We start from the raw sequence: 21,745 nt of genomic DNA, 5'->3' as shown, positions 1-21,745 counted from the left end.
TCTTGGTGTTTTCATACTTATTTCAAATTTAAGGATTTTGAAAACACTCTCTTATTTTTTGTCTAAATCAGTCCACTTTTTGCTGACGATTTACAATCAAATCTATTATTTATTTTACAAAATTACTCTTTCGAAATAATCAATATCAACCCAACTACTTTTGCACTTAACGCTATGTTTACAGAAAATACTAATTTATAATTATTATTATAAATCCTATTTTAACAAAAAAAGCAGGCTATAACGCCTGCTTTAAAAGTATATTTAAAAATATTATACAAGTGAATTAAATAAAACTAAATTATTTTTACTATCAATAGTTTTTAGATTATACCCCCTTTTTTCTGCTAAACCATCCGATACTAAATTATCATAAATTTTAATTGCTTCGTAATAACTTTTAACAGCCGAAAAATCTTCTTTACTAACTTTATTTTCTTTAACTACTTTTTTTAAAGAATCTGTTATTGATTTTTTCATATTAGATAAAGTTTTTAGTTTGGACAAAAATAGAAATATTATTTTTATTTACAAAATTAGAAAGTAATTCATAATACTCTCTAATTAATGGTCTTATTGCTTCATTAGAATAATCTTCTATCTTAAGTCTTAATTTCTTCTCTAAAGTTTCTATATTAATTGGTCTACCGTGAGATTTCCATTCATTATTATTACTTAATATGTCAGCAATTTCATTTGCTCTAGTTTCTTTTTCTTCTAATGTAACAAGTTGTCCTATTAAAGCTGGATTTGTTTGATGCTGTGACCAATCCTTAAACTTATACTTAACCAACCATTTTTTAAGCAAGTCAATAGTTAACTCTTTAGCTTGCTCGTATCCTTTTAATTCAGCTAAATCAAAATCTTTTAAAATTACAAATTCTGCTTGCGTTAAAGTGTTTTTTTGAGCTTTATCAATTAGTTCATTGATTTTATCTAAATATCCTAACGCTGCTACCCATTTACCATCTTTGTTTTGGACTTGTGGATCAATTGGTCCTAATACCGAAAAATAATCCATATGAATATTATCACCACTCATACAAAAGATAGTACCTGCACTAAATGCATAATCTGGCACAATAAAATTAACCTCCTGATAATGATGTCTTAAAATATTAACGTATCTTTCTACTGCAATTGCACTACCTCCTCCTGTTGTCAATATAACAAATATCTTATCTTTTTTGTTGTCTATTTCTTCAATTAGTTTTAATATCTGATTTTCATTACCATCAGTTATAATTCCAAAATATGAAAAAACATCACCATCCAATGCTTCCGATATTTCTATTAATTTCTCTTTTAATCTTTCTTTTATTACATTATCAATTGGAGGTATCATATTATTTTTTTTAAATATTTTTTAATTTTTCTTCAAAAACACTTTCTCTGTTTTCTTTATTATAGAATGGCATACCAATTAGTTTATAACTTTGGTTTTGATACAATTCTATAACTGCTTCATCTTCGATGCCCATTAAGAAATCTTCTTTCCAAGAATCCGTACTTAATAAATGAGTTCCTTTTGGTTCTATGAATAACTGATAAATTATTTCTTCTCCTGATTTTTTCTCTGTCATAAACAACACAAAGTCCGGTTCTGTTGCTTTAGCATCCGAATATCTGTATAACTTGAAAAATCTTTCGTTTCGAAGTAAATAAATGTCTTGGTATTTTTCTTTTAATTCTTCTATTTGACTTTCAAAGAACTTAACTAAAAACTTTTCTTCTGATGAACCATAATTTTCATTAAAAACATACCAATCTGCTTTGTTTAAATCAACATAAAATTTAGGGTCTATATCGTGTCGCATTGTTGGTTTACCTGTTTCTGCTTCTGTTCCCTTGTTTAATGAAAATGATAGCTTTTTATTTTTAAAGTGTTTCCTAACTGGTTCACGATAGAATGATTTAGTCCCTCTATAATCTCCGAATGTAGTAGTAATTTCATTTGCTATTTTGTTAGCAATATCAATTACTGTAAATCGTAATCTGTCTTTAACTACATTAATAAAAAATATTTTCTCGTTTTCAAATAATTCTGGAAACATAGAATTATAGTGAATATCAGACTGATAATCAAGCCAAGCATTATGTGTAAAAATAAATCGTTCAATATTTTTGCCTTCAGTAAATGGTTTGTATTTTGGTTTAAAATCCTGATAAATATAATTTTCTTTACCTATTTTTTCAGTTTTATGGTTTAATCTTGCTCCATAAGCAATTAAACAAATTTGCTCTAAACGGATAGAATTTTCGTGAATTTTGCTTTTTAAATCAAGTAATTTTGAAATATCTTTTGTTTCAAATCTGTAGTTCTTTAATCCTAAAAAAACATTTTGATTTATAACTTTTAGATTGAATTTACCTTCTTTAAAATCATTTTCTGATTTTACAATTTTAATCTTTGTAGCTTGTCTATTTTTACAGTTTTGAATATTTAAAATCACATTTTTTACTATTGCTGTATCAAAAACCATATATTCACTTGTATCAACTATTTCAGAAATAAAGTATTTATCAACAAGATTTTTTCTTAAAATACTACCATAATTTTGATTTGTAACTGCATATGGGATGATAAAATTATTTAATCCATTTACTTTAAGTAAATTTAAAGATTGCTCGATAAAAGCAATATATAAATCTGTTCTTCCTTTACAGTTTTCATATTTTTCAAATAAATATTTTTTAGTTAAATCATCTAGTTTTTCAACATTTACATAAGGCGGATTTCCAATCACTATATCAAAAAAACCACCGCATACTATATAAAAAAATAGTATAAATAAAATATACAATTTTTGTCGACATAAAATGTATATTATAAACTTAAAATATACAATTATGATATACGGTTACATCAGAGTAAGCACAGACAGACAAACATTAGAAAATCAACGATTTGAAATTAATGAGTTTTGTAAAAAACAAGAAATTGTGGTAGATAAATGGATTGAAGAGACCATTTCGGGAACAAAAGAATTAGAAAATAGAAAGTTAGGTAAACTATTAAACAAAATGAAAAAAGAGGACGTGCTAATTTGTAGCGAACTTTCGCGTTTAGGTAGAAGCCTTTTGATGATTATGGGGATTTTAAATCAGTGTATGCAAAATGAAGTTCAAGTTTGGACTATAAAAGATAATTACCGTTTAGGAAACGATATCAGTTCCAAAGTACTGGCTTTTGCTTTTGGACTTTCAGCAGAAATAGAAAGAAATTTAATATCTCAAAGAACAAAAGAGGCTTTGGCTAGAAAAAAAGCTGAAGGAGTTATTTTAGGTCGTCCAGTAGGTTGTAAATCTACTAGAACCAAACTAACAGGGCACGAAAAAAAGATAACTACCTTACTTAATAAAAATGTTTCCATTAGTGCCATTGGAAGAATATTAGGGGTACATCGCCTTACAGTTTCTAGATTTGTAAAAGAAAATGTAAGTTTGTGATAAATTAAATAATTAAGAGTTTTTTTTTAATAGATCGAATGAATTACAACAAAGAACCATTTCCTAATGATATTACATTATTAGTTCAAAAATGTGATGCTGTTATACTCAAAATACAAGAAAGCTTTTCAAATCCGGAATGCTTAACGGTGAAGGATCTATACCACATAGACAAAGGTCGTAAACAAATTGATTTTATTAATAAATTACAGGTAACTTGTAACAACACATTAAATAAAAAGAATAAAAAAGAAAATGAGGTAAAAGGGTTATATGTATTTGGAGAATTAAATGAAGAGGGTAAAGTTGTACCAATTTATGTAGGTATTTCAAGAACTGTTTTAAGAAGATTATATCAGCATACTTGGGGGAAGAAACACAACGAAACTAGTTTTTCTTATCTAAAAGCCAAACATTATTCTGGTTATAAGGGAAGAAGAGAATTATTATCCAAAGATTTATTGATTGAACAACAAGAAAAAATAAAAAACTATAGATTGATTGTTATACCTGAAAAAGAAGACTATGATTTGTATTTTATGGAAGTTTATATTGCAGGAAAATTAAAAACAAAATGGAATAGTTTCAAAACACATTAAATTTATAAAGAATAAGATTTGCTGAATTTTGCACAATCAATATAATAATAACATCCTATGGAACCCATCAAAGACATTTTAGAGCATTTAAACATTACAGACGAATGTACTACAATTGAAGCCAAGAAAGGATCTGCAATTGACACTTCTATAATGGAAACTATTTGTGCCTTTTCTAACGAACCTGGTTTGGGTGGAGGGCTAATTGTGCTTGGTGTTGTTAAAGATGAAACCTCCTTATTCCAAAACTATATTATTGAAGGGATTACTAATCCAGACAAATTACAATTGGATATTGCCTCGCAAACCGCAACCCTATTCAACCAACCCGTTAGACCAGATATAGAAATTGAAAGACTATCAAATGGCAAACTAATTTTGAAAATGTTTGTCAAAGAATTACCTGATGGTCAAAAACCATTGTATTTCAAAAACAAAGGATTACCACAAGGTGCATACAGAAGAATTGGTTCAAGCGACCAAAGATGTACTGAAGACGACCTATTTGTTTTTTACAACAAAGAAGACAGTTTAGACAGTAGCGTTGTAAACGATACTAGTATTGAGGATATAAGCGAAGAAGCCATTTCATTATACAAAAGTTTGCGTGCCAAAGTAAATGAATATGCCGAGGAGTTAGGCTACAATGATTTTGATTTATTAAGATCTTTGGGTTGTATAAAAAAAGACAAAGGCGAGTGGAAATTAACCTATACTGGATTATTAGTTTTTGGTAAACGTCAAGCATTACGAAGATTGTTGCCAATGGTTCGTATTGATTACATCCGAGTTCCCGGTAACGAATGGGTAGAAGACCCTGAAAATAGATTTACCACAATTGATATGCGTGGTCCACTTATTGAGTTAGTCCAAAGAACTTTTAGTGCCATTGCAGATGATTTACCAAAAGGATTTCTATTAGGTGATGACAAATTGCAAGCAGATACAATTGGTTTACCTTCAAAAGTGTTACGTGAAGCATTAGTAAATGCCTTTATTCATAGAACTTACAGAGAAAATCAGCCCGTTCAAATCATTCGATACGGTAACAGAATAGAAATCAAGAATCCTGGATTTTCTTTAAAACCAGAAGAACAATTGGGAGAACCAGGATCTAAAAATAGGAATCCATTTATAGCATCAATATTTCACGAAACAAACCTTGCGGAAACAAAAGGAAGCGGAATTAGAACGATGAGAAACCTGATGGAGAAATCATCATTGGCTCCGCCAACTTTCGAAAGTGACCACACAGCCAATTTATTTACGACAAGATTATTGTTGCATCATTTTCTTAATGAAAGTGATTTACAATGGCTGAATACCTTTAATCAATTTGATTTGAATACAGAACAAAAAAAGGGATTAATCTTTATTCGTGAAGCTGGAGCAATAGATAATTCTACATACCGACAATTAAATGCTTGTGATGTTTTAAAAGCAAGTAACGAATTAAGAAATCTGCGAGACAAAGAACTTATAGAACAAAAAGGTAAAGGAAGATCAACATATTACATTGCCACAGGTATTCTTAACACAGAACCTGATGTTCTTAACACAGAAGCCGATATCCTTAACACAGAACCTGACTTGCTTAACACAGAACCTCTGTCGCTAACACAGGAGTTACCTTCTGTGATAAGAGAACGAATAGAAAAATTAGGTGTTAGAGAGAATGACCCTAATAAAATTAAAGATGTTATATATGAGCTTTGTAGACATAAAAGTTATTCAGCTAAACAAATAGCTCTAATATTGAATAGGAATGAGAATTATGTGTATAGAAATTATATAATACCTATGAAGGAAGAAGGCAAGCTACAACACACAATCATTGATATGCCAAATCATCCAGACCAAGCATACCAATCGGTTTAAACCTAGATAATTGTTTCGATGAAAGAAGATGATCTTGATAGTTTCAGAGAATTAGCAGAAAGTATAAATAAAATTACTCAAGAAGCTTTTCTGATTTACGAAGCACAGGTTGATATAATTTACCGTAATAAGATAAAAAACGAAAAAGAAATTGAACGTGTAATAGATGCTTTATTAGAGTATTGTTACGATGATAAAATGGTATTTCTTTTTAAAAGATTATGTAGATATTACTATGAAATCAATCCAACAGTAACTTATGAATATGTAAATATCTACCGTGAACTATGGGATGATGGATATTTAGATAAAAATGAAGACGATAAAACTAAATAGTCATTATCTCATTCAGCTTCACAAAACTTTCATTTAGCCCAAGTATTCCTAAACTCAAGTCTTTGTTTGCTTCATTTCGCTAATTTTTAAAAAACAATGTCAAAATGGCATATTATTTTTTTGGCTTAATATTTGTAGGAATTAATATGCGCTTGGAAAAGTCCGAGTGGTTAGATGTTTAAGTTGATGAATTGTTGATATACCTGCAACAACCCTGCCATTATTTCTAAGCAGTCTGTCAGATTTCCTGACTGTACTCCTAATATAAGAAATAATAGACCAGAAGTCAAGTATATTAATCTATTTATTACTTTCATAACATTTACTTTGTTAAAAAGACCTCCTAAGCTTTATGTTTAGTATGTCCGAGCAGATAGGAGACATATTCTGCAAGGTTTCAAGGGATAAAACCAACGCAGTCCCAGTCAAGCTGTTAGTAATCTTGAAAGGGTTAGAGAAATCTAATCTGAAGTGTCACATAAAGATATTTATATTTTTATGATTGGCCAAGTGAGGATTAAGGCTTGTATAGGTGAAAATCCTTGATGATGGAGGCAAGTCATCAGCCAAGCAATGTATAACATTGTGCATTAGCGAGTATTGAAAACGACTGATATTGCTTACTCGCTAATGTCCCTATAAAAATATGGCAGTAAAATCATTATACACAGATGAACTTTGGCAAAGATACTATGACAAAGTTGTTGATGGCAAAGAAGAATTTGCTGTTAAAAAATATCCTCAATTAGATCCTTTTTTTGACTTTAAAAACGAGAGTGATCAAATAAAAAAATTGGTTTCAGACATCAATTTAAAAGCTATTGCCAATCATTCTTTTTTACCATTTGTTAAAATTCTAACTAAAACTCCAAGATTTAGATATCAAGAAACTGAAAAACAATTTGCATTGGATACTAAAATTAGACCAATAGCTTTTGCTTCTCATTTTGACACTTATATATATGGTTTTTATGCTTTTGCACTAAATGAGAAATATCAAGAATATATCTCTTCTAATAAATTTGACGAATGTATATTAGCTTACAGAACTGATTTAGATGGAAAATGTAATATACAGTTTGCAAAAGAAGTTTTCAATATTGTTCAACAAAGAATTAAGACTAATAAATCTTGTTCAGCAATTGCCATTGATATAACTGGATATTTTGATAATATTGACCATTCAATATTAAAAGAAAAGTGGCATAAAATTCTTGGACTACCTGTATTACCTATTGATCAATATAAAGTATTTCGTTCATTAACAAAGTATAGCTATATAAGTAAGAATAGTATTTTAAAGCATTTTCAAATCAATTTAGACAAATATGATAAGCATTGGCAATCGCTTCTAGATTTAATACCAGATAGTATAGCTGGCTCTACTTTCAAAGAAAAATTTAATTTATTACGTAAAAGAAAATTGATTGTAACCAACAAGGAGAAAATAAACAAAACAGATGGTACAATTGAACATCGTGGTATTCCTCAAGGTTCTGCTATGAGTGCTGTACTTTCTAATATTTATCTTATTGATTTTGATAATTGGTTGAAAGATCAAAGTATAATTCTCGATTTCACATACAGAAGGTATTGCGATGATATCATCATAATTTGTAATACTAATGATGCTAAAAAAATAAATAAAAAACTAGTCCTAGAAATTGAAAAATACAAAGTTACAATTCAAAGTAAAAAGACAGAGTTAATTGAATTCAAAGTAAATTCCAAAGGGGTTATTAGAGCATTTAATAAGAGTAAAATAATAAAAAATAATGCTACAATAAATAACCAAAATGAACAACAATATTATAAGAATTTACAATATTTAGGTTTTGAATTTAATGGACAAAACATATATATTCGTCCAGGAAGCTTATCACGATATTTTCGAAAAATGAAAGGCAGAATTATTAAGTCAATAATGATGTCATATAGTGATAAATCGAAAAAAGACAAAATACTAAAAAAACAGATATTTGAAAGATATTCCCATTTAGGAAAAAGAAACTTTCTTTCCTATGCTATAAATTCTTCAAAAGAATTTTATTCAAATTCAAAAGGTGTAAAAAAAGAAGGGATGAATTCTTTGAGTATAAAAAGACAGCTAACCTCCCACTTTAGTATTATGGAGCAATCCATTAATAATAAATCATTTCAAAGATATGAGCTCAAACTAGTAAAAAGAAATGCCAAAATTGAAGCTGGTAGAAAGGTAAAAGAGGTTATTTATAAAGAATAGACTTCTTTTAGCCCATTATCTCATTCAGCTTCACAAAATCCTCGTTTAGTCCAAGTATTCCTAAACTCACATCTTTGTTTGCTTCATTTCGCTAATTCCATTTTTAAAACAACATTTTGTACCTTTAATTTAATCTTTTAAAATGGTGTTTTTTATGGAAACTATCGAATTAACTAGAAAAGAATTATACGATATAGTATGGTCAACAACACTTTCAAAGTTGACGCACCAATATGCATATACAAATGATGGAATTAAAAAATTGTGTAAACAATTTGAAATCCCAATGCCTGATGGTAGTTATTGGTCAAAACTTAAATTCAATAAAAAATATAAAAAAGAAAAGCTCAACCCAATTTTCGGTGGAGTTGATAAAATCATTCTAACGATAAGGGAAGAAGGCAATCCAATCAATGTAGACCAAACACCATTAACCATTAGAACCAAAGAAATTGAGAATGATCCTAATGCTCCTTTAATTGTTCCTGATGAAATAAAAAAACCAGATATTCTCACCATTCAAACCAAACAGTATTGGCAAGGTAAAATTTCTTTTACCTCATATCGAAATGATAATAGAATTATATATCCAATCCGGGTTGAGAAAAATAACAGAGAAAGAGGGTTACGATTTATGGATGCCTTCACAAAATTGATTAGATATAGAGGGCATACAATTTCTAAACAATATGATGATACAGGAGTACTTATAGATGGAATTTTCATTGAAATAGATTTGAGAGAGGCATCAAAAAGAGTCCCCGCAAAACATCCCTATAGCGGAACAGAATTAGTCCCTATAGGTGAATTTATTTTTAAAATAGGAAAATATTACCCAGAGAGAGAATGGAGAGATGGCAAAGTAAAAATAGAAATGCTTTTGGCCAAAATTGTAGCCAAAATTGAAATCGAAGCCCAAATAGAAAAAGAGTGGAAAGAAAAATCGCGTATTGCAAATTTAAAAAGAGAAGAAGAGGAAAAACGTCAGGCAGAAATTAAAAAACGTAGGGATGAAGAAGTAGTCAAATTCAATAAACTTGTTGCGTTATCAGAACAATACAGCAAAACACTTTTAATTAGACAATATATTGAAGCCATCAAGCAGAATGCTATCGACACTAATAGTTTAACTTCTGAAAAACAAGAATGGATAAATTGGGCGATTGATAAAGCAGATTGGCTTGATCCATTAATCAATAAACCAGATGGAATACTGGATGCTAAATAAAAATACTGTCAATAAACAACCTTTTCAAAAATAAAAAAATAGGAACGCTATCGCTGACCTTTTTGCGCCCACCCGGCCAACGCTCTGCCAACCCTCCTGTGGTTTTGGGCTTTTGCCAACGCTCTAGTAGCACATTGTAGCTTGCTCCGTAAACTCCACAACTACAATAAGCTACTTCCCAACGCTCGAAAGCCCAAAACCACCCCCAAGCTATGTTACATAATAAGCCATTATGGTTCACTGTGGCTGAACACCAGCCCCACCGAAACCATAAGCTTATTATGTAAAATATCCCCTCCCCAACGCTCCCACCCGAAATAGGATCAGTATTTGCATTGTTTTTTGAAGATGCCATAGCTACTTCGAACAACGTTTATTCCTAAATAGAAATCCTCCATTTCACAAGAACAGTTAGGCATCCTCAAAAATCAAATTTCCCCACAAGAGTATCGTTTTTTATTTGCCAGAAACATAGCAGGAAATTGCTTTTAAGCTGTCTTGATGCTCTATACTTCGAAGCACCAAATCAGTTGAATAGAAATTTTTATTCCAGGACAAGTTATGGTACATCAAGCCAACTTTAAAAGCAATCAGAAAAAACCCAGTCAGCAAATAAAAAACGATACCCTTGTTTCGCTACTGCCAACGCACTACGAAAGTTCAGTTGGGGGAATCTCCCATTCCCCCAAACCCCCTTGGATGCAATTTTTTTTGAAAGAATGCCACAACCCCCGATTCCAAAAGAAAACCCCCAATAAGCATTCTCTCAAAAAAAACAGCGCTGATCCCCCCCTCATCCGAATGACTTCTGACAAATTTGAAGATTAGGCATTCCTTGTTTTCCTTTTTCCGATAAACCAACCCCTTTTTGATTGCCGAATGAAAGCTGTTTAAAGCCAATATAAGGGCAATATATTCCGCCCACTTAAATAAAACGGTATAAAACAAAGCAAATGACCAATTGAAACAGTCAAAAACAAAAAAAGCTCCGAATTTCGGAGCTTTCAATTTGATTTTTAAACTGTTTTAAAGATTTACTTTTGGTTCTTCTTCTGATTTTACAGCAGTTTGAGAAACCACAGAAATAATACTGCCTCCCAGAACCAAGTAACCAGCTATTGAAACCAATCCAACGGGTAAAGCAACTGGAGAAGCAATTATTACTCCACCAACAGACGCCAAAGCAATTCCAACAGTGCGAAGAACTTTAAACCATTTTGGAGTTGGTGCCAATGTTCTTTCTACGACATTCATATTTTTATTTTTCATATTCTTGATTTTTTAAAATTATTAATTCTATGTGTTGTACTCTTTTTTCTAAATATTCTACTTTTTGGTTCAGTAAATCATTACCACTTTTGAACTCCGTTTTGATGATTAAAGCCATTGTTTTTACTTCAATCAAATCTTTTTCCATACTCTTGAAATCAGAGTGTAATTGCTTGATAAAATAAGCCACAACCGAAAGCAACAAAGTGATTAATGTTCCAAAAAGCACCGTGATATTATTGATATTTTCCATTATTTGGACTTTTTAGAATTGAAAGTTATTTTCAATAGTTATTTTATTCGTTTCAATTTTAGCCAGTGCAACCAATTTTGGATAAATCATTTTGTAAGCTGAAATACTTTGAGAAACTTGATAATTGCCATCAACAAATTGGAAACCAAAACCACAAAGCGGACAGCCGGCAGTTTCTTTAATAGTGTTTCCGGTATGGATATACACAAAACTAAAATTGGGTAAACCCGTAATCTCAATCATTCCTTCGTGTAGTTTTCCAAATGCTTTTTTGTAATCCACGTTTTTAGCTCCATAAGTGTTTAATTTTAGACTAAAAACACCTTTTGGAATGGCAGTTTCTGAAGCTATTTTTACTTCTCTAATTTTATCTTCTAATAAATAACATTGAAAGATTCCGTTAATGTACAACTGACTCAATGTACTTTCTTTGCCCTGAGCAACTCTTATTATTTTAGTTTCCATAATTATGATAGATTGGAGTTAAAACAAGAAATCCCCCAATTAGATTGAGGGATTTTTTGGTTTTGTTTCTAAAATGCATCCTCGACTTTCAAACAGCTACCACTTGAAAACAAGTAATAATTTGGTCCTACTTGTTGGTAAAATTCAATTCCAATACACTGCAAAACAGTTGTATTTGCCGTTGGAACATCTCCACCAGGTAAAGTTGCTGATATTGTTGTAGCAGGAATTGGAGCGTACAAGTCCAAGAAACCACTGAATTGAATATCGTTTACCTCATTCAAATCAGCATCCATAGGATCATAACTGTTTGTAGTAGCGTTGTACTCAAAATCACTCACTACAGAAAGCGAAGTAATCAATCGGAAGTGAGTGGTTCCAGAAGGAGCATTAACCAAATTCGCTGGATTAAAATCAGGAATTACAAATTCGCAACTTGCTCTGTCAGGAGTGTGAGTTACTGAGTAAGGAGCATTGAAAATACCATTTAAAGAAATGTTTTTATTAAACTCAAATCCTTTTAGGTAATTTCGTTGAGTAGAGATTTCAATTTTGCGATACCCTCTGGCTTCGGTTTGATCTTCCAAGTTGATTTTCTTCATTATAGAAGTTAATCTTCCTGTTACTTGACTGTCACTCATTTGTTTCATTATTTGAGACAAACCAGTTCGAACAGATTTCCCTGCTTTGGCACAAGCGCCAAATTCGTTCATATTCTCACGAGTTCTTTCAAATTCAGGAGCAGTCATCACTTGGTCTCCAGAAGGTCCGCCAACCATACCAGCGAAAAAACCTTCTTGTCCTTTAATTTTGAAGTGTCGGATATCTCCAAGAGTTCCAACATACTTAATAACACCTTTTTGTCTTGCCATTTTTTCTAATTTTTTAAAGTTAATATTTGCTTGCAATTGCAGTAACAAAGTTCAATGATTATCTTTGATTATCAATAACTTAAATAACTGTAAATCAATGCAATACAAAGCAAAAGCACCGTTCATAGTGGAAACCCATTGGCAAATTGAAGAAGTCCTTGACGGGGACAGCATCATCATTTGCAATCGTTTCACTCAAATGAAAAAAGAGATCCGACTTTATGGCTTGGATGCGCCCGAAGTGAAGATTAATAGGAAGATGAAAGAGGATGAAGAGAAAAGCAGTTTACCTGCTCAATTATTGATGCAATTTGGTTTGCAATCGTTGCACTTCGTTTTGTCGGTTGCACCGCCTAAAACGATTGTAACCATCATTACAGAACAGGAAAATTATTATGACTATTGGAACAGGCAATTAGGGTATGTAATTTTGCCTAGTGGATTATGCTTAAATGAATTACTTTTACAAAATGGGTATGCTAAAGCAACTCATCAGTATTATTGTGGCAAGCTTGCAGAATATCAAATGATGAACCGCCAAGCACAGCTCAATGGTATTGGGATCTATAGTCAAGTAAAAGTATTCTGATTTGTTGTACTTATGTTGTACTAATTGATTTTAAAAAATAGTGAATACCAATAAATATAATACTTTACAGGCGTTAAGAAGATATATACAAGTTAGCGGTAATTTTGACACACGATTTCAGAAATTTTATTTTTGAATAAACTCTATATAATATGAATGCAAGACAATACAGAACAGAATATAATTTATCACCCTTAGATTTTCCTGCCATTGAAGGGCCAGGCGAATCAAGAATTGATTTTAGAACTGAACCTCCATTCATCGTTAACAATAAGGTGAAGCTTAAAATAACTAAGAAATATGTCCTTGTTGAATTTTATAATGGCAAAGAACACGAAATTCTTACTGCGATGTCAATCTATGAAATACCTATAAACGAAATTAAATCGAGAGAACACATCTATGAATGTTATAAAGACGCTACCTTAGGTTTGAACGAGGCTTATAAGTACGTAAAAGCGAAATTGCCTCTTCCAGATATTATTTTTCCAACAATGCCAATTGAAACTTATAAAAAAGAAATTGATGGAGTTTTCTATTTATTAAATACTTTGAATTAAAATAAATTATCCATATAAAAACTACCGCTAACAGCCACTACAACGGATTTGGGCAATAGGCTTAATGGAAATATGGTTTTGTATTTGGGAGATTTGGCAAATCCGAAAATAGGGCTTGATTTAATCCCAAACCCGCTGTAGTACCAGAACGTTGGCGGTCAGCTAGAGAAGAACGAAACAGATAAAATAGTTAATGGAAGAAATTACTCTTAAAATAAAATATTTGGGATTTTATCAATTAATCGGCGGAATAGTTGGAATTTTTAAATACAATACGATTTCTTCCAAATTTTACTCAAATTAATGGTGGTATATTTTTATTGCTATTGGCTATATTTCTTTTGTATAGTTTTTCAATTTATTGTGGATATTTACTAATTAAAAAACGAAATATTAAAGGTTTAAATCTGTCAGTTTATAATCAATTAATACAAATTATTGGTTTTGGTGTTTTAGGTTATGCTTTTCATTTTACAGCAGGAATTTATGGCGGAATAAAACTGAACTTGACAAATGACACAATTGCAACTTTTATGTTTGGACATAGTATGGCGAGAATTGACATTAATAATCTAAACGGATTAACAGAAATAAGTATAAATTTTATTGCGATAATACTTTTGAATGTAATTTTTCATCTAAAAAACAAAGTAGAAAAAATAGCAGAAGCGTAAAAACTAATTGGAAAACATAAAATAGCCGAACCGCCAACAGCTACTACAACGGATTTGGGCAATTGGCTTAATGGAAAGCTGGTCTTGTATTTGGGATGATTTGACAAATCAGAAGAAAGGACTTAATTTAGTCCCAAACCCGCTGTAGTACCAGAACGTTATGCGTCAGTTAAGCCGAACAAAACGAAAAAAGTCAATTAAACCAAATACGAAAATGAAATACATCTATTCCTTAATTATTATCTCACTATTATCAAGTTGCTTTAAAACAGGAAATAATCAAACTTCAAAAGTTGAGAAAGAAAATTTAAATGATATAAAATCAGAAAATATAATTGGAAGTTGGAATTTTATCGAAACACGTGATATAAATGGAAAGAAACTTGATAATTATGAAGGCAGTTTTGGAACTGTTCAAGCAACTGGTCCAAAATTAATCTATAAAGCAAATTTTACTTATGAAAAAATTTTTACGCCAAAAAATACTGATATTGGAAATTGGAAATTTAATAGTAAGACAAATACGATTGAACAAGATTTATACATTGATAGCACCGATTTCGTTGGTAAAGATTTAATCAGGCAAAAATTGGCCATTAAATCCGTAGATGGAAAATATTACGAAAGAATAGAAGACAGAATAATAAAGATGGAAAAAGATGAAATGTTGATTGATAATAGAGGTTTAGTTGATGTTTATAAAAAAGAAAAAAAATAAACGAACGCATAACAGCCACTACAACGGATTTGGGCAATTGGCTTAATGGAAAAATGGTTTTGTATTTGGAAAATTTGTGTTTAACCGAAAAATTTCGCGTCTTTATTCCCCAACCTCGCCAAGCGCCAGAACGTTAACAGCAAGCAATATAAACACTCAATATAAACACTCAATATAAATATGAAACAAACAGAATTACCAAAGCAATTTGAACAAGTACTCGACAATAATGAAAAAACATTATGGATTGGAAAACCAAAATTTATTCCCTTTTTGACAACAGGAATTCCTTTTTTAATAATTGGTATAGTATGGTTTTGTATTGATTACTTTGGTTTCATTAGAAACATAGAACTTGACGAATCGAGTTACTTCACAATTCCATTTTTTTTATTACATCTTTTTCCATTTTGGGGTAGCATACTAAACATTTTTAGATTATTATTGGTTTACAACAATACATATTACACTTACACGAACAAAAGAATTATGATGAGAAGTGGCTTTTTAGGAACAGATTTCAAAGCGATTGATTATGATAAAATTTCCGATATTGAAGTAAATGTAAATCCTATTGAAAATTTATACAATGTTGGAACGATTCAAGCTTATAGTGGCCGTGTTGGAGATAAAGGGAATCGAGTATATGATAAATTAATAGCTATTGAAAATCCTTATGAGGTTTTTAAAATGATTAAACAAATTTCTGTTGATATCAAGACTGACTACAATTATCCTAATGCATTAAGACCAGATACAAATCCAGGTTATAAAACTGAATATAGACCATAATTTTGCCAGCTGTTAACAGCCGTTTGGCGAGATTGGGGTTTTAGGCATAATGGAAAGATGGTTTTGTATTTGGGATGATTTGGCAAATCCGACAATAGGGTTTAATTTAATCCCAAACCCGCTGTAGTGCCAGAACGTTGGTGGTAACATTCAGAAAAAAACAGAAAATGAAGAAACTTACATTTTTACTTATTATTTCATTCTTTTTTACTTCTTGTAAAAATGAAAAGGAATTAAAACCTATCGAAAAATCAAAAGTTAACCATATTGAAAAATTAGAAATTGATAGTTTAAAAAGACCGAAAGTTGAAATAAGTCAAGATAGTAAACTTGAAACAATCGAAAAAGAAAACTCGGAAATGATTGAAAAAGATGAAGAATATATTAACAAAGCATTAATTAGCAAAAATGATAGCCTAATATGGATTGTTGCCAATATGAAACGTGATCATAGAATATTTGGTTTTGAGAAACCAGATCTAAATTCAAAAAGAATGATACTCTTGTCAATTTTTACAAATGACGTTGAAAATAATCCATTTAACTGTCCATACGGAGCATTTTATGATACAAATAAAATGAAAGATATTGAACTTAAGTTCAAAGAAAATATAGGCAATTTTGCGAAAACAGAAGTACTAGATAAAAACACGAAAGGGATAGTCTATTTTGAAAAAAAATGGCTCGAACTTGAACAAGACGAGTAGTAAAATGCTACCGCCAACAGCTACAACGGATTTGGGCAATAGGCTTAATGGGAAGTTGGTTTTGTATTTGGGATGATTTGCTTCGCCTGTTCGTCCCGATACCTATCGGGACTCGGGTGGCAAATCCTAGAATAGGGCTTAATTTAGTCCCAAACCCGCTGTAGCAAGGGAACGTAGCGGTAACCATTCCATAACTCTTAAACAAAATGATATGATATTTAATAATGATCCCAGAATAAGAGCTTTTTTATTTGGAATAGTTTTGTTAATTCTGGGGCTCTCTTATTTAACTAAAATTTTATCTGACAATTTTCTATATAAATATTTAGATTACTTTAAATCTAAATTCGCCATAAATGTTTTGGTAGGTTTACATTGGACAATACCAGTTGTTTTAGCTTGTATCTTACCCAATTATCTGACAAAATATAATTTCTTTAAACATGTTTTTGAAGATAGTGAAATATGGATGTATTTAACAACATTATGCATTTATTTTATTTCTCTAATAGTTGTTGGTTCAATATTTAATTTAGGATTTTGTCACAAAGTTATAAAAGGAAATATAGATAAAAATGAAAGCCGATAACAGTAACAATAACGAATTTGGCAATTGGCTTAATGGAAAGTTGTTTTTGTATTTGGATGATTTGGCAAATCCGAAGAATGGTCTTAATTTAGTCCCAAACCCGCTGTAGTGCCAAGACGTTAGCAAACAGTTTCACAACCTTTTACGTAATATGAGGAAAATAGTTTTATTATTAGTTATTTCGTTTATCGGATGCAATTCGAAAAGCGATCAGAAAAATATTCCACAACCTCCAAAACCAAAAGGAGAAATTGCTGTTTATAAAGAACCGAAAATTACTGGAGACAAGTATTTTGACTACGATGAAATAATTCATTATAAAAATAATTTCAGTGAAGAAAAAATTGGCGAACTCTACGATAATCAAAAGAAATCTGAAAAAGACGCTTTTCGTTTCGGAGTTATTCTTAAAGATATTCCAAAGGAAATAAACAGCGTAGACTTTTTAAAAAATTTGGAATCAATTGATTATAAAAAATCTAATGTCGACTCAAAAAAGTTTAAGGAAATCGATGAGATTTTTACCGAGAAGAAGCATGACGAAATTATGGAATATGCCTGCGTATATGTTTATAGAGACATTCTAATATTCAAGAAAAAATCAAAAATTATTGGCATCGTAAAAATTTGCTTTGATTGCGGTGACAGTATAATTTTAGGAACAAAATCGAACACAAATGAATTTGGACAAAGTGGCGATTATTGGAAGCTGGAAAAGTTACTGTCTAACAAGTAAAAACCGTTTGCTAACAGCTACTACAACGGATTTGTGCAATTGGCTTAATTTGAAATTGGTTTTGTACTTGGGATGATTTGCTTCGCCTGTTCGTCCCGATACTTATCGGGACTCGGGTGGCAAATCCGAGAATAGGGCTTAATTTAGTCCCAAACCCGCTGTAGTCCCAGAACGTTACCTGCAAGCTTAAAAAAATGACACAGAAAGCAAGATGTTTTAAAATAGCAGAAAAGAAGTTTAAGGAAATACAAAATGATTTTCCTAACCTAACTATGATAATGGACTACGACAATGAAAATTTAGATTTGTCAATGGATATACCAAAACAGAATGGAATTGATTTTGAAATCAATCTGAATTTACAGAATGAAGATGAACTTAATATATCGACTGATTACATTTGGTGTCAATTTTTCTCTGCCGATTCTGAAGAATTAGTCAACAAATTTTACGAAAGTGTTATTGGATTAATCAATGGTGAATATAGGATTCTTCAATTTGTGAAAAATGATAAAGTTTATAAATCATTCCTTCAAAAACCAAATGGAAATAATTGGGAAACTATTTACAGAGGATATGAAAGAATAAGAATACCTTGGACAACAGTCAAAGAAAACGTAATTCAAAACAAAAAGGAAAGTAAATTAATCGGAATATACAAAGCCAGCAGGTAACAGCCACTACAACGGATTTGGGCATTATGACAAAAAACGAGCAATATAAATGGGAAAAGACTATGGTGAAATTGAATTTTGGTAAATATTTGACAACTATCTTATTCTTTTGTTGCCTTATTAGTTGTTTAGGGCAAGGAATTTCCGTTCAGAAAGCGGAAGAATTCGTTCCCAAATCAGCCATACTTTCGGAAACTCGTATGTATGTAGGCGACTTAAATCGTGATGGAATTAAAGATGCTCTTTTACGCTTCAAGGTGTTAAATGAGCCGTCAGAAAATGAACACTTTTATTTACTTCTAGCGAAAAAAGATGGAACATTAAATATTGTAGATAAAGATATTTTCAGTTTCAACAATAAGAATGGGATAGTCTTTGATAAAATTACGATTTCTAAAGATTGCAACTTTACTGTTGAATATATAGGTACAGAAAGTAATTATGGTAGTTATCGAAAAATAACATTCAATTACCACTCTGAATATGGTAGTCATTATTGGATTTTAAAAAGAGATGAGGAACTTTTTGTGCACAAAGTTTTTGCACCAGCACCCCAAAAACCAATTATTGTAACAGAAAGTGAAATGCAAAATATTGGAGGTGAATATTTTGGTAATATCAAAGAAAATTTATACGATGTCATACTGCGTAAGAAAATAAAAAAATATCTACCGGATACTACTTCTGAATGTAGAGCATATTCAGGTGATTTGAACCGAGACAATTTTGAAGATATTATTTTACGATTCAAAATAAGTACTGAGCCTGAGACCAAAGAACATTTTTATCTATTTACAGGGCAAGATGATGGCACCTACAAACTAGTAGTTCAAAACGACAACATAGAATTAGACAATGTAGACGGACATATTTTTGATAAAGTTGTAATTAAAAACGGATATTTTTCTCTTGAATATACTGGGTATGGAAATACCTCTGGCACCTATGAAATAGTTACATTTAAATACTCGGAAGTAGCTAAAAACTGGTTATTACACCGAGTTGGTTCAAAATTTGTCCATAGGTATGGGGATGGAAATTCTAAAGAAGAAATAACGACTCCAAAAGATTTCGGAAAGATTTTATTTAAAGATTACTGATAAAAAAAAATAACGCCCGCTAACAGCCGTTCCTATGTAAAGCATCATAAAGTTATTCACAATGCACAACTGAAGAAATTAAATCAAAATCATATGAAAAAAAAAATTCTATTTGAGTTTCTATATTTTTTATTGAGTTTAATAATTGGGTTATTTGGAATGGCTTTACTTTGTAGAAGTACATATTCTAAAACCATTTTTGTCATCCCCGTTTTTGGCAATAATATTCAAATGACAGTTGGATTAATGTTATCTTTCTTTTTGCTAGTTTCATTGTTCATATTGACATTAGTTAGACAGTTTAAACAGAAATTCAAGAACCTTTTTCATAATTTTATTTTGCTGATAAGTGGTTTAGCCTTGACTTACTTTTTCTTGAATTTTATTGATAGTGCTCAAAATATGAAGAATGTGTTTGGAAAAGAATTTTCTGCTGAAAAAATCACAGGTTTAAATTATGAAATAGCTTTGTTTTCTTTTCTTCAAATATTAGTTACAATAAGTGTGATAAAAGCTGTAATTAATTCTACACTGATAGTAAAAAAGCACTGTGCATAACAGCTATAACGGATTTGGGCAATTGGCTTAATGGGAAGTTGGTTTTGTATTTGGAAGTTTTGGCATAACCGAAAGATTACGCATTTTTAATCCCAAACCCGCTGTAGTGCCAGAACGTTGGCAGAAATTTTGAGAAAAAATGAGAGTATTCAATAAACTAATAAATTTTAAATAAATATTTATGAAAAAAACTCTTTTAATTATTTTATTCTATTTCTATTCAAATTATGCTTTTAGTTGTGTTTGTGATGGAGCAACTTTAATTGAAAATTTTCAAAGATCTGAATTTGTCGCAAAAGTTAAAATATTAAAAATCACCAATATTGAAAATGATTTTGATTATCAAAACGCTGAAATTGAAGTATTAGATCTCTATAAGGGAGAAAAACTACAAACAATCAAAATAAATTACGCAATTAATAGTTCTTGTGCTTTATATGTTCCCGAAAACTCAATTTGGTTAGTTTTTGCAAGCACTTATAATGAAAAATTAAGTTTCGGCTATTGTTCAGGCTCAGAACAAATAGACAAAATTTTTAATTTAGAGAAATATCCAAATGCTCAAAAAAATCATAATGAATCTATTCAAAGAAGATTATCTATTTTGGAAATTTTGAAAGAAAATAAAATTAAGTTCCCAAATGAAAATAAGTTAAGTATTGTTTATCCTAAAAAATGTGAAAATGATTTTAAAGGGTTTGAAGTGAAAAATAATAAAATTGCACTTTACGAAATTAAAGTTAATCGTGATCTAAAAATAAAAAAAGTCAAAGCTATAACAGAGTTTGATAATGATGATTTATCAAAAGAAATTCTCAAATGTTTGTCTGAAAATACTATAATTAGTAACAAGTATATAAAAAAAATACCAAAAAAAACAAAAATTTATATAGCATATTATTACTATGAAAAAGACGATAAGTATAAAAGTTTTATAAGTGAATTTGATATATAATAAAAAAAACTTCTGCCAACAGCCATTTGGCGAGATTGGGGTTTTAGGCTGAATTTAAAGATGGTTTTGTAATTGGAAAATTTGTGTTTAACCGAAAAATATCGCATCTTTAATCCACAACCTCACCAAGCGCGAGAACGTTGTGCCTCATTTTAGGTGGACAAAAAAAAATGAAAAAATGAAAGTAAATACACTCCTAATCTTAATTATTGTATTCTTTATTTCTTGTGATAAGAAAGAAAAGAAATCTCTAGAAAATACAACTTCAGAAAACATTCAAATTTCAAAAAAGGTAACTGACACTCTAATAATTAAAAGCAAATGCGCTGTTATATTTGAACCAACAGAAATCAGTATTGATAAACGAAAAAAAGAAGTTGGTGAAGAAGATTTTTATATCGGTGCTTGTACGTCTTCAAACTAATTTGGACTTTTACTAAGAGAGTGTTCTGTTAATTAATTCAAAGATAAATGTTTTTCTTTGTTAGTTGAATTTTTAAA

Annotated in this window: 26 protein-coding genes; 19 read left to right on the top strand and 7 right to left on the bottom strand. The window is 30.5% G+C overall.

The window, feature by feature from the left end:
- Window positions 1-273 precede the first annotated feature (273 nt).
- Genes BUC16_RS17295 through BUC16_RS17525 form a run of 3 tightly spaced genes read right to left on the bottom strand, consistent with a single transcriptional unit; the run spans window position 274 to window position 2,804 of the window.
- Entirely contained in the window at window positions 274-480 is a 207-nt protein-coding gene (locus tag BUC16_RS17295; RefSeq protein WP_073372072.1) for a hypothetical protein, read from the bottom strand.
- Between the two features lies 1 nt (window position 481).
- Entirely contained in the window at window positions 482-1,345 is an 864-nt protein-coding gene (locus BUC16_RS17290; RefSeq protein WP_073372071.1) for an SDH family Clp fold serine proteinase, read from the bottom strand.
- 10 nt (window positions 1,346-1,355) lie between these two features.
- Window positions 1,356-2,804 carry an HI_1054 family type III restriction endonuclease gene (locus tag BUC16_RS17525; protein ID WP_084546329.1) on the bottom strand — a complete coding sequence of 483 codons (1,449 nt, stop codon included), beginning with the start codon at window positions 2,802-2,804 and terminating at the stop codon, window positions 1,356-1,358.
- Window positions 2,805-2,850: 46 nt separating this feature from the next.
- Between BUC16_RS17525 and BUC16_RS17275 the strand changes: the two genes are divergently transcribed.
- The 6 genes from BUC16_RS17275 to BUC16_RS17250 all read left to right on the top strand — a co-directional run bounded on the left by BUC16_RS17275 (window position 2,851) and on the right by BUC16_RS17250 (window position 9,733).
- Window positions 2,851-3,450, top strand: a complete 600-nt coding sequence (locus BUC16_RS17275) for a master DNA invertase Mpi family serine-type recombinase (protein ID WP_073372074.1) — start codon at window positions 2,851-2,853, stop codon at window positions 3,448-3,450.
- 38 nt (window positions 3,451-3,488) lie between these two features.
- A complete protein-coding gene (locus tag BUC16_RS17270) occupies window positions 3,489-4,049 on the top strand; it encodes a hypothetical protein (protein ID WP_073372070.1) in 561 nt (186 codons plus the stop codon).
- 57 nt (window positions 4,050-4,106) lie between these two features.
- Window positions 4,107-5,927: a DUF8451 domain-containing protein gene (locus BUC16_RS17265; RefSeq protein ID WP_073372069.1), complete on the top strand. Its 1,821-nt coding sequence runs from the start codon at window positions 4,107-4,109 to the stop codon at window positions 5,925-5,927.
- Window positions 5,928-5,945: 18 nt separating this feature from the next.
- Complete coding sequence (locus BUC16_RS17260; RefSeq protein ID WP_073372068.1) at window positions 5,946-6,263, top strand: hypothetical protein; 318 nt, start codon at window positions 5,946-5,948, stop codon at window positions 6,261-6,263.
- A 646-nt stretch (window positions 6,264-6,909) separates the two neighbouring features.
- The gene (locus BUC16_RS17255) at window positions 6,910-8,505 is read left to right on the top strand and encodes a reverse transcriptase domain-containing protein (protein ID WP_073372067.1); all 1,596 of its coding nucleotides are present in this window, start codon (window positions 6,910-6,912) and stop codon (window positions 8,503-8,505) included.
- 154 nt (window positions 8,506-8,659) lie between these two features.
- Window positions 8,660-9,733, top strand: coding sequence for a hypothetical protein (locus BUC16_RS17250; protein ID WP_141226198.1), 1,074 nt, complete (start codon window positions 8,660-8,662; stop codon window positions 9,731-9,733).
- 1,026 nt (window positions 9,734-10,759) lie between these two features.
- Here the strand turns inward: BUC16_RS17250 and BUC16_RS17235 are convergent.
- The 4 genes from BUC16_RS17235 to BUC16_RS17220 all read right to left on the bottom strand — a co-directional run bounded on the left by BUC16_RS17235 (window position 10,760) and on the right by BUC16_RS17220 (window position 12,592).
- Complete coding sequence (locus BUC16_RS17235; RefSeq protein WP_244534386.1) at window positions 10,760-11,002, bottom strand: hypothetical protein; 243 nt, start codon at window positions 11,000-11,002, stop codon at window positions 10,760-10,762.
- Complete coding sequence (locus tag BUC16_RS17230; protein ID WP_073372063.1) at window positions 10,992-11,255, bottom strand: hypothetical protein; 264 nt, start codon at window positions 11,253-11,255, stop codon at window positions 10,992-10,994. The genes BUC16_RS17235 and BUC16_RS17230 overlap by 11 nt, the downstream gene beginning before the upstream one ends.
- 12 nt (window positions 11,256-11,267) lie before the next feature.
- A complete protein-coding gene (locus BUC16_RS17225) occupies window positions 11,268-11,720 on the bottom strand; it encodes a DUF5675 family protein (RefSeq protein ID WP_073372062.1) in 453 nt (150 codons plus the stop codon).
- 68 nt (window positions 11,721-11,788) lie between these two features.
- On the bottom strand, window positions 11,789-12,592 hold the full coding sequence (locus BUC16_RS17220) for a hypothetical protein (protein ID WP_073372061.1): 804 nt from the start codon (window positions 12,590-12,592) through the stop codon (window positions 11,789-11,791).
- Between the two features lie 97 nt (window positions 12,593-12,689).
- On the opposite strand from BUC16_RS17220, the gene BUC16_RS17215 reads away from it, so the two are divergent.
- The 13 genes from BUC16_RS17215 (at window position 12,690) to BUC16_RS17155 (ending at window position 21,668) form a co-directional block, all read left to right on the top strand.
- Complete coding sequence (locus BUC16_RS17215; RefSeq protein WP_073372060.1) at window positions 12,690-13,181, top strand: thermonuclease family protein; 492 nt, start codon at window positions 12,690-12,692, stop codon at window positions 13,179-13,181.
- Window positions 13,182-13,333: 152 nt separating this feature from the next.
- A complete protein-coding gene (locus BUC16_RS17210) occupies window positions 13,334-13,741 on the top strand; it encodes a hypothetical protein (RefSeq protein ID WP_073372059.1) in 408 nt (135 codons plus the stop codon).
- A 254-nt stretch (window positions 13,742-13,995) separates the two neighbouring features.
- Window positions 13,996-14,415, top strand: coding sequence for a hypothetical protein (locus BUC16_RS17205; RefSeq protein WP_073372058.1), 420 nt, complete (start codon window positions 13,996-13,998; stop codon window positions 14,413-14,415).
- 214 nt (window positions 14,416-14,629) lie between these two features.
- Window positions 14,630-15,133 (top strand): hypothetical protein, encoded by a 504-nt coding sequence (locus tag BUC16_RS17200; RefSeq protein WP_141226197.1) that lies wholly within the window; start codon window positions 14,630-14,632, stop codon window positions 15,131-15,133.
- A gap of 180 nt (window positions 15,134-15,313) precedes the next feature.
- Window positions 15,314-15,925: a PH domain-containing protein gene (locus tag BUC16_RS17195; RefSeq protein WP_073372056.1), complete on the top strand. Its 612-nt coding sequence runs from the start codon at window positions 15,314-15,316 to the stop codon at window positions 15,923-15,925.
- 167 nt (window positions 15,926-16,092) lie between these two features.
- Entirely contained in the window at window positions 16,093-16,632 is a 540-nt protein-coding gene (locus BUC16_RS17190) for a hypothetical protein (RefSeq protein ID WP_141226196.1), read from the top strand.
- Between the two features lie 211 nt (window positions 16,633-16,843).
- Window positions 16,844-17,221, top strand: a complete 378-nt coding sequence (locus BUC16_RS17185) for a hypothetical protein (RefSeq protein WP_073372054.1) — start codon at window positions 16,844-16,846, stop codon at window positions 17,219-17,221.
- A gap of 151 nt (window positions 17,222-17,372) precedes the next feature.
- On the top strand, window positions 17,373-17,957 hold the full coding sequence (locus BUC16_RS17180) for a hypothetical protein (protein WP_073372053.1): 585 nt from the start codon (window positions 17,373-17,375) through the stop codon (window positions 17,955-17,957).
- Window positions 17,958-18,151: 194 nt separating this feature from the next.
- Window positions 18,152-18,631, top strand: a complete 480-nt coding sequence (locus BUC16_RS17175) for a hypothetical protein (RefSeq protein ID WP_141226195.1) — start codon at window positions 18,152-18,154, stop codon at window positions 18,629-18,631.
- A gap of 26 nt (window positions 18,632-18,657) precedes the next feature.
- Entirely contained in the window at window positions 18,658-19,731 is a 1,074-nt protein-coding gene (locus tag BUC16_RS17170) for a hypothetical protein (RefSeq protein WP_073372051.1), read from the top strand.
- Between the two features lie 93 nt (window positions 19,732-19,824).
- Complete coding sequence (locus BUC16_RS17165; RefSeq protein ID WP_073372050.1) at window positions 19,825-20,289, top strand: hypothetical protein; 465 nt, start codon at window positions 19,825-19,827, stop codon at window positions 20,287-20,289.
- Window positions 20,290-20,470: 181 nt separating this feature from the next.
- Window positions 20,471-21,244 carry a hypothetical protein gene (locus tag BUC16_RS17160; protein WP_073372049.1) on the top strand — a complete coding sequence of 258 codons (774 nt, stop codon included), beginning with the start codon at window positions 20,471-20,473 and terminating at the stop codon, window positions 21,242-21,244.
- A 178-nt stretch (window positions 21,245-21,422) separates the two neighbouring features.
- The gene (locus BUC16_RS17155; protein WP_073372048.1) at window positions 21,423-21,668 is read left to right on the top strand and encodes a hypothetical protein; all 246 of its coding nucleotides are present in this window, start codon (window positions 21,423-21,425) and stop codon (window positions 21,666-21,668) included.
- Window positions 21,669-21,745: the final 77 nt, after the last annotated feature.

The sequence above is a fragment of the Flavobacterium fluvii genome, from assembly GCF_900129545.1.
GTDB classification, from domain to species: Bacteria; Bacteroidota; Bacteroidia; order Flavobacteriales; family Flavobacteriaceae; genus Flavobacterium; species Flavobacterium fluvii.
The sequence above is the reverse complement of the archived record's forward strand: the minus strand, read 5'-3'. Positions and strand labels throughout refer to the sequence as shown.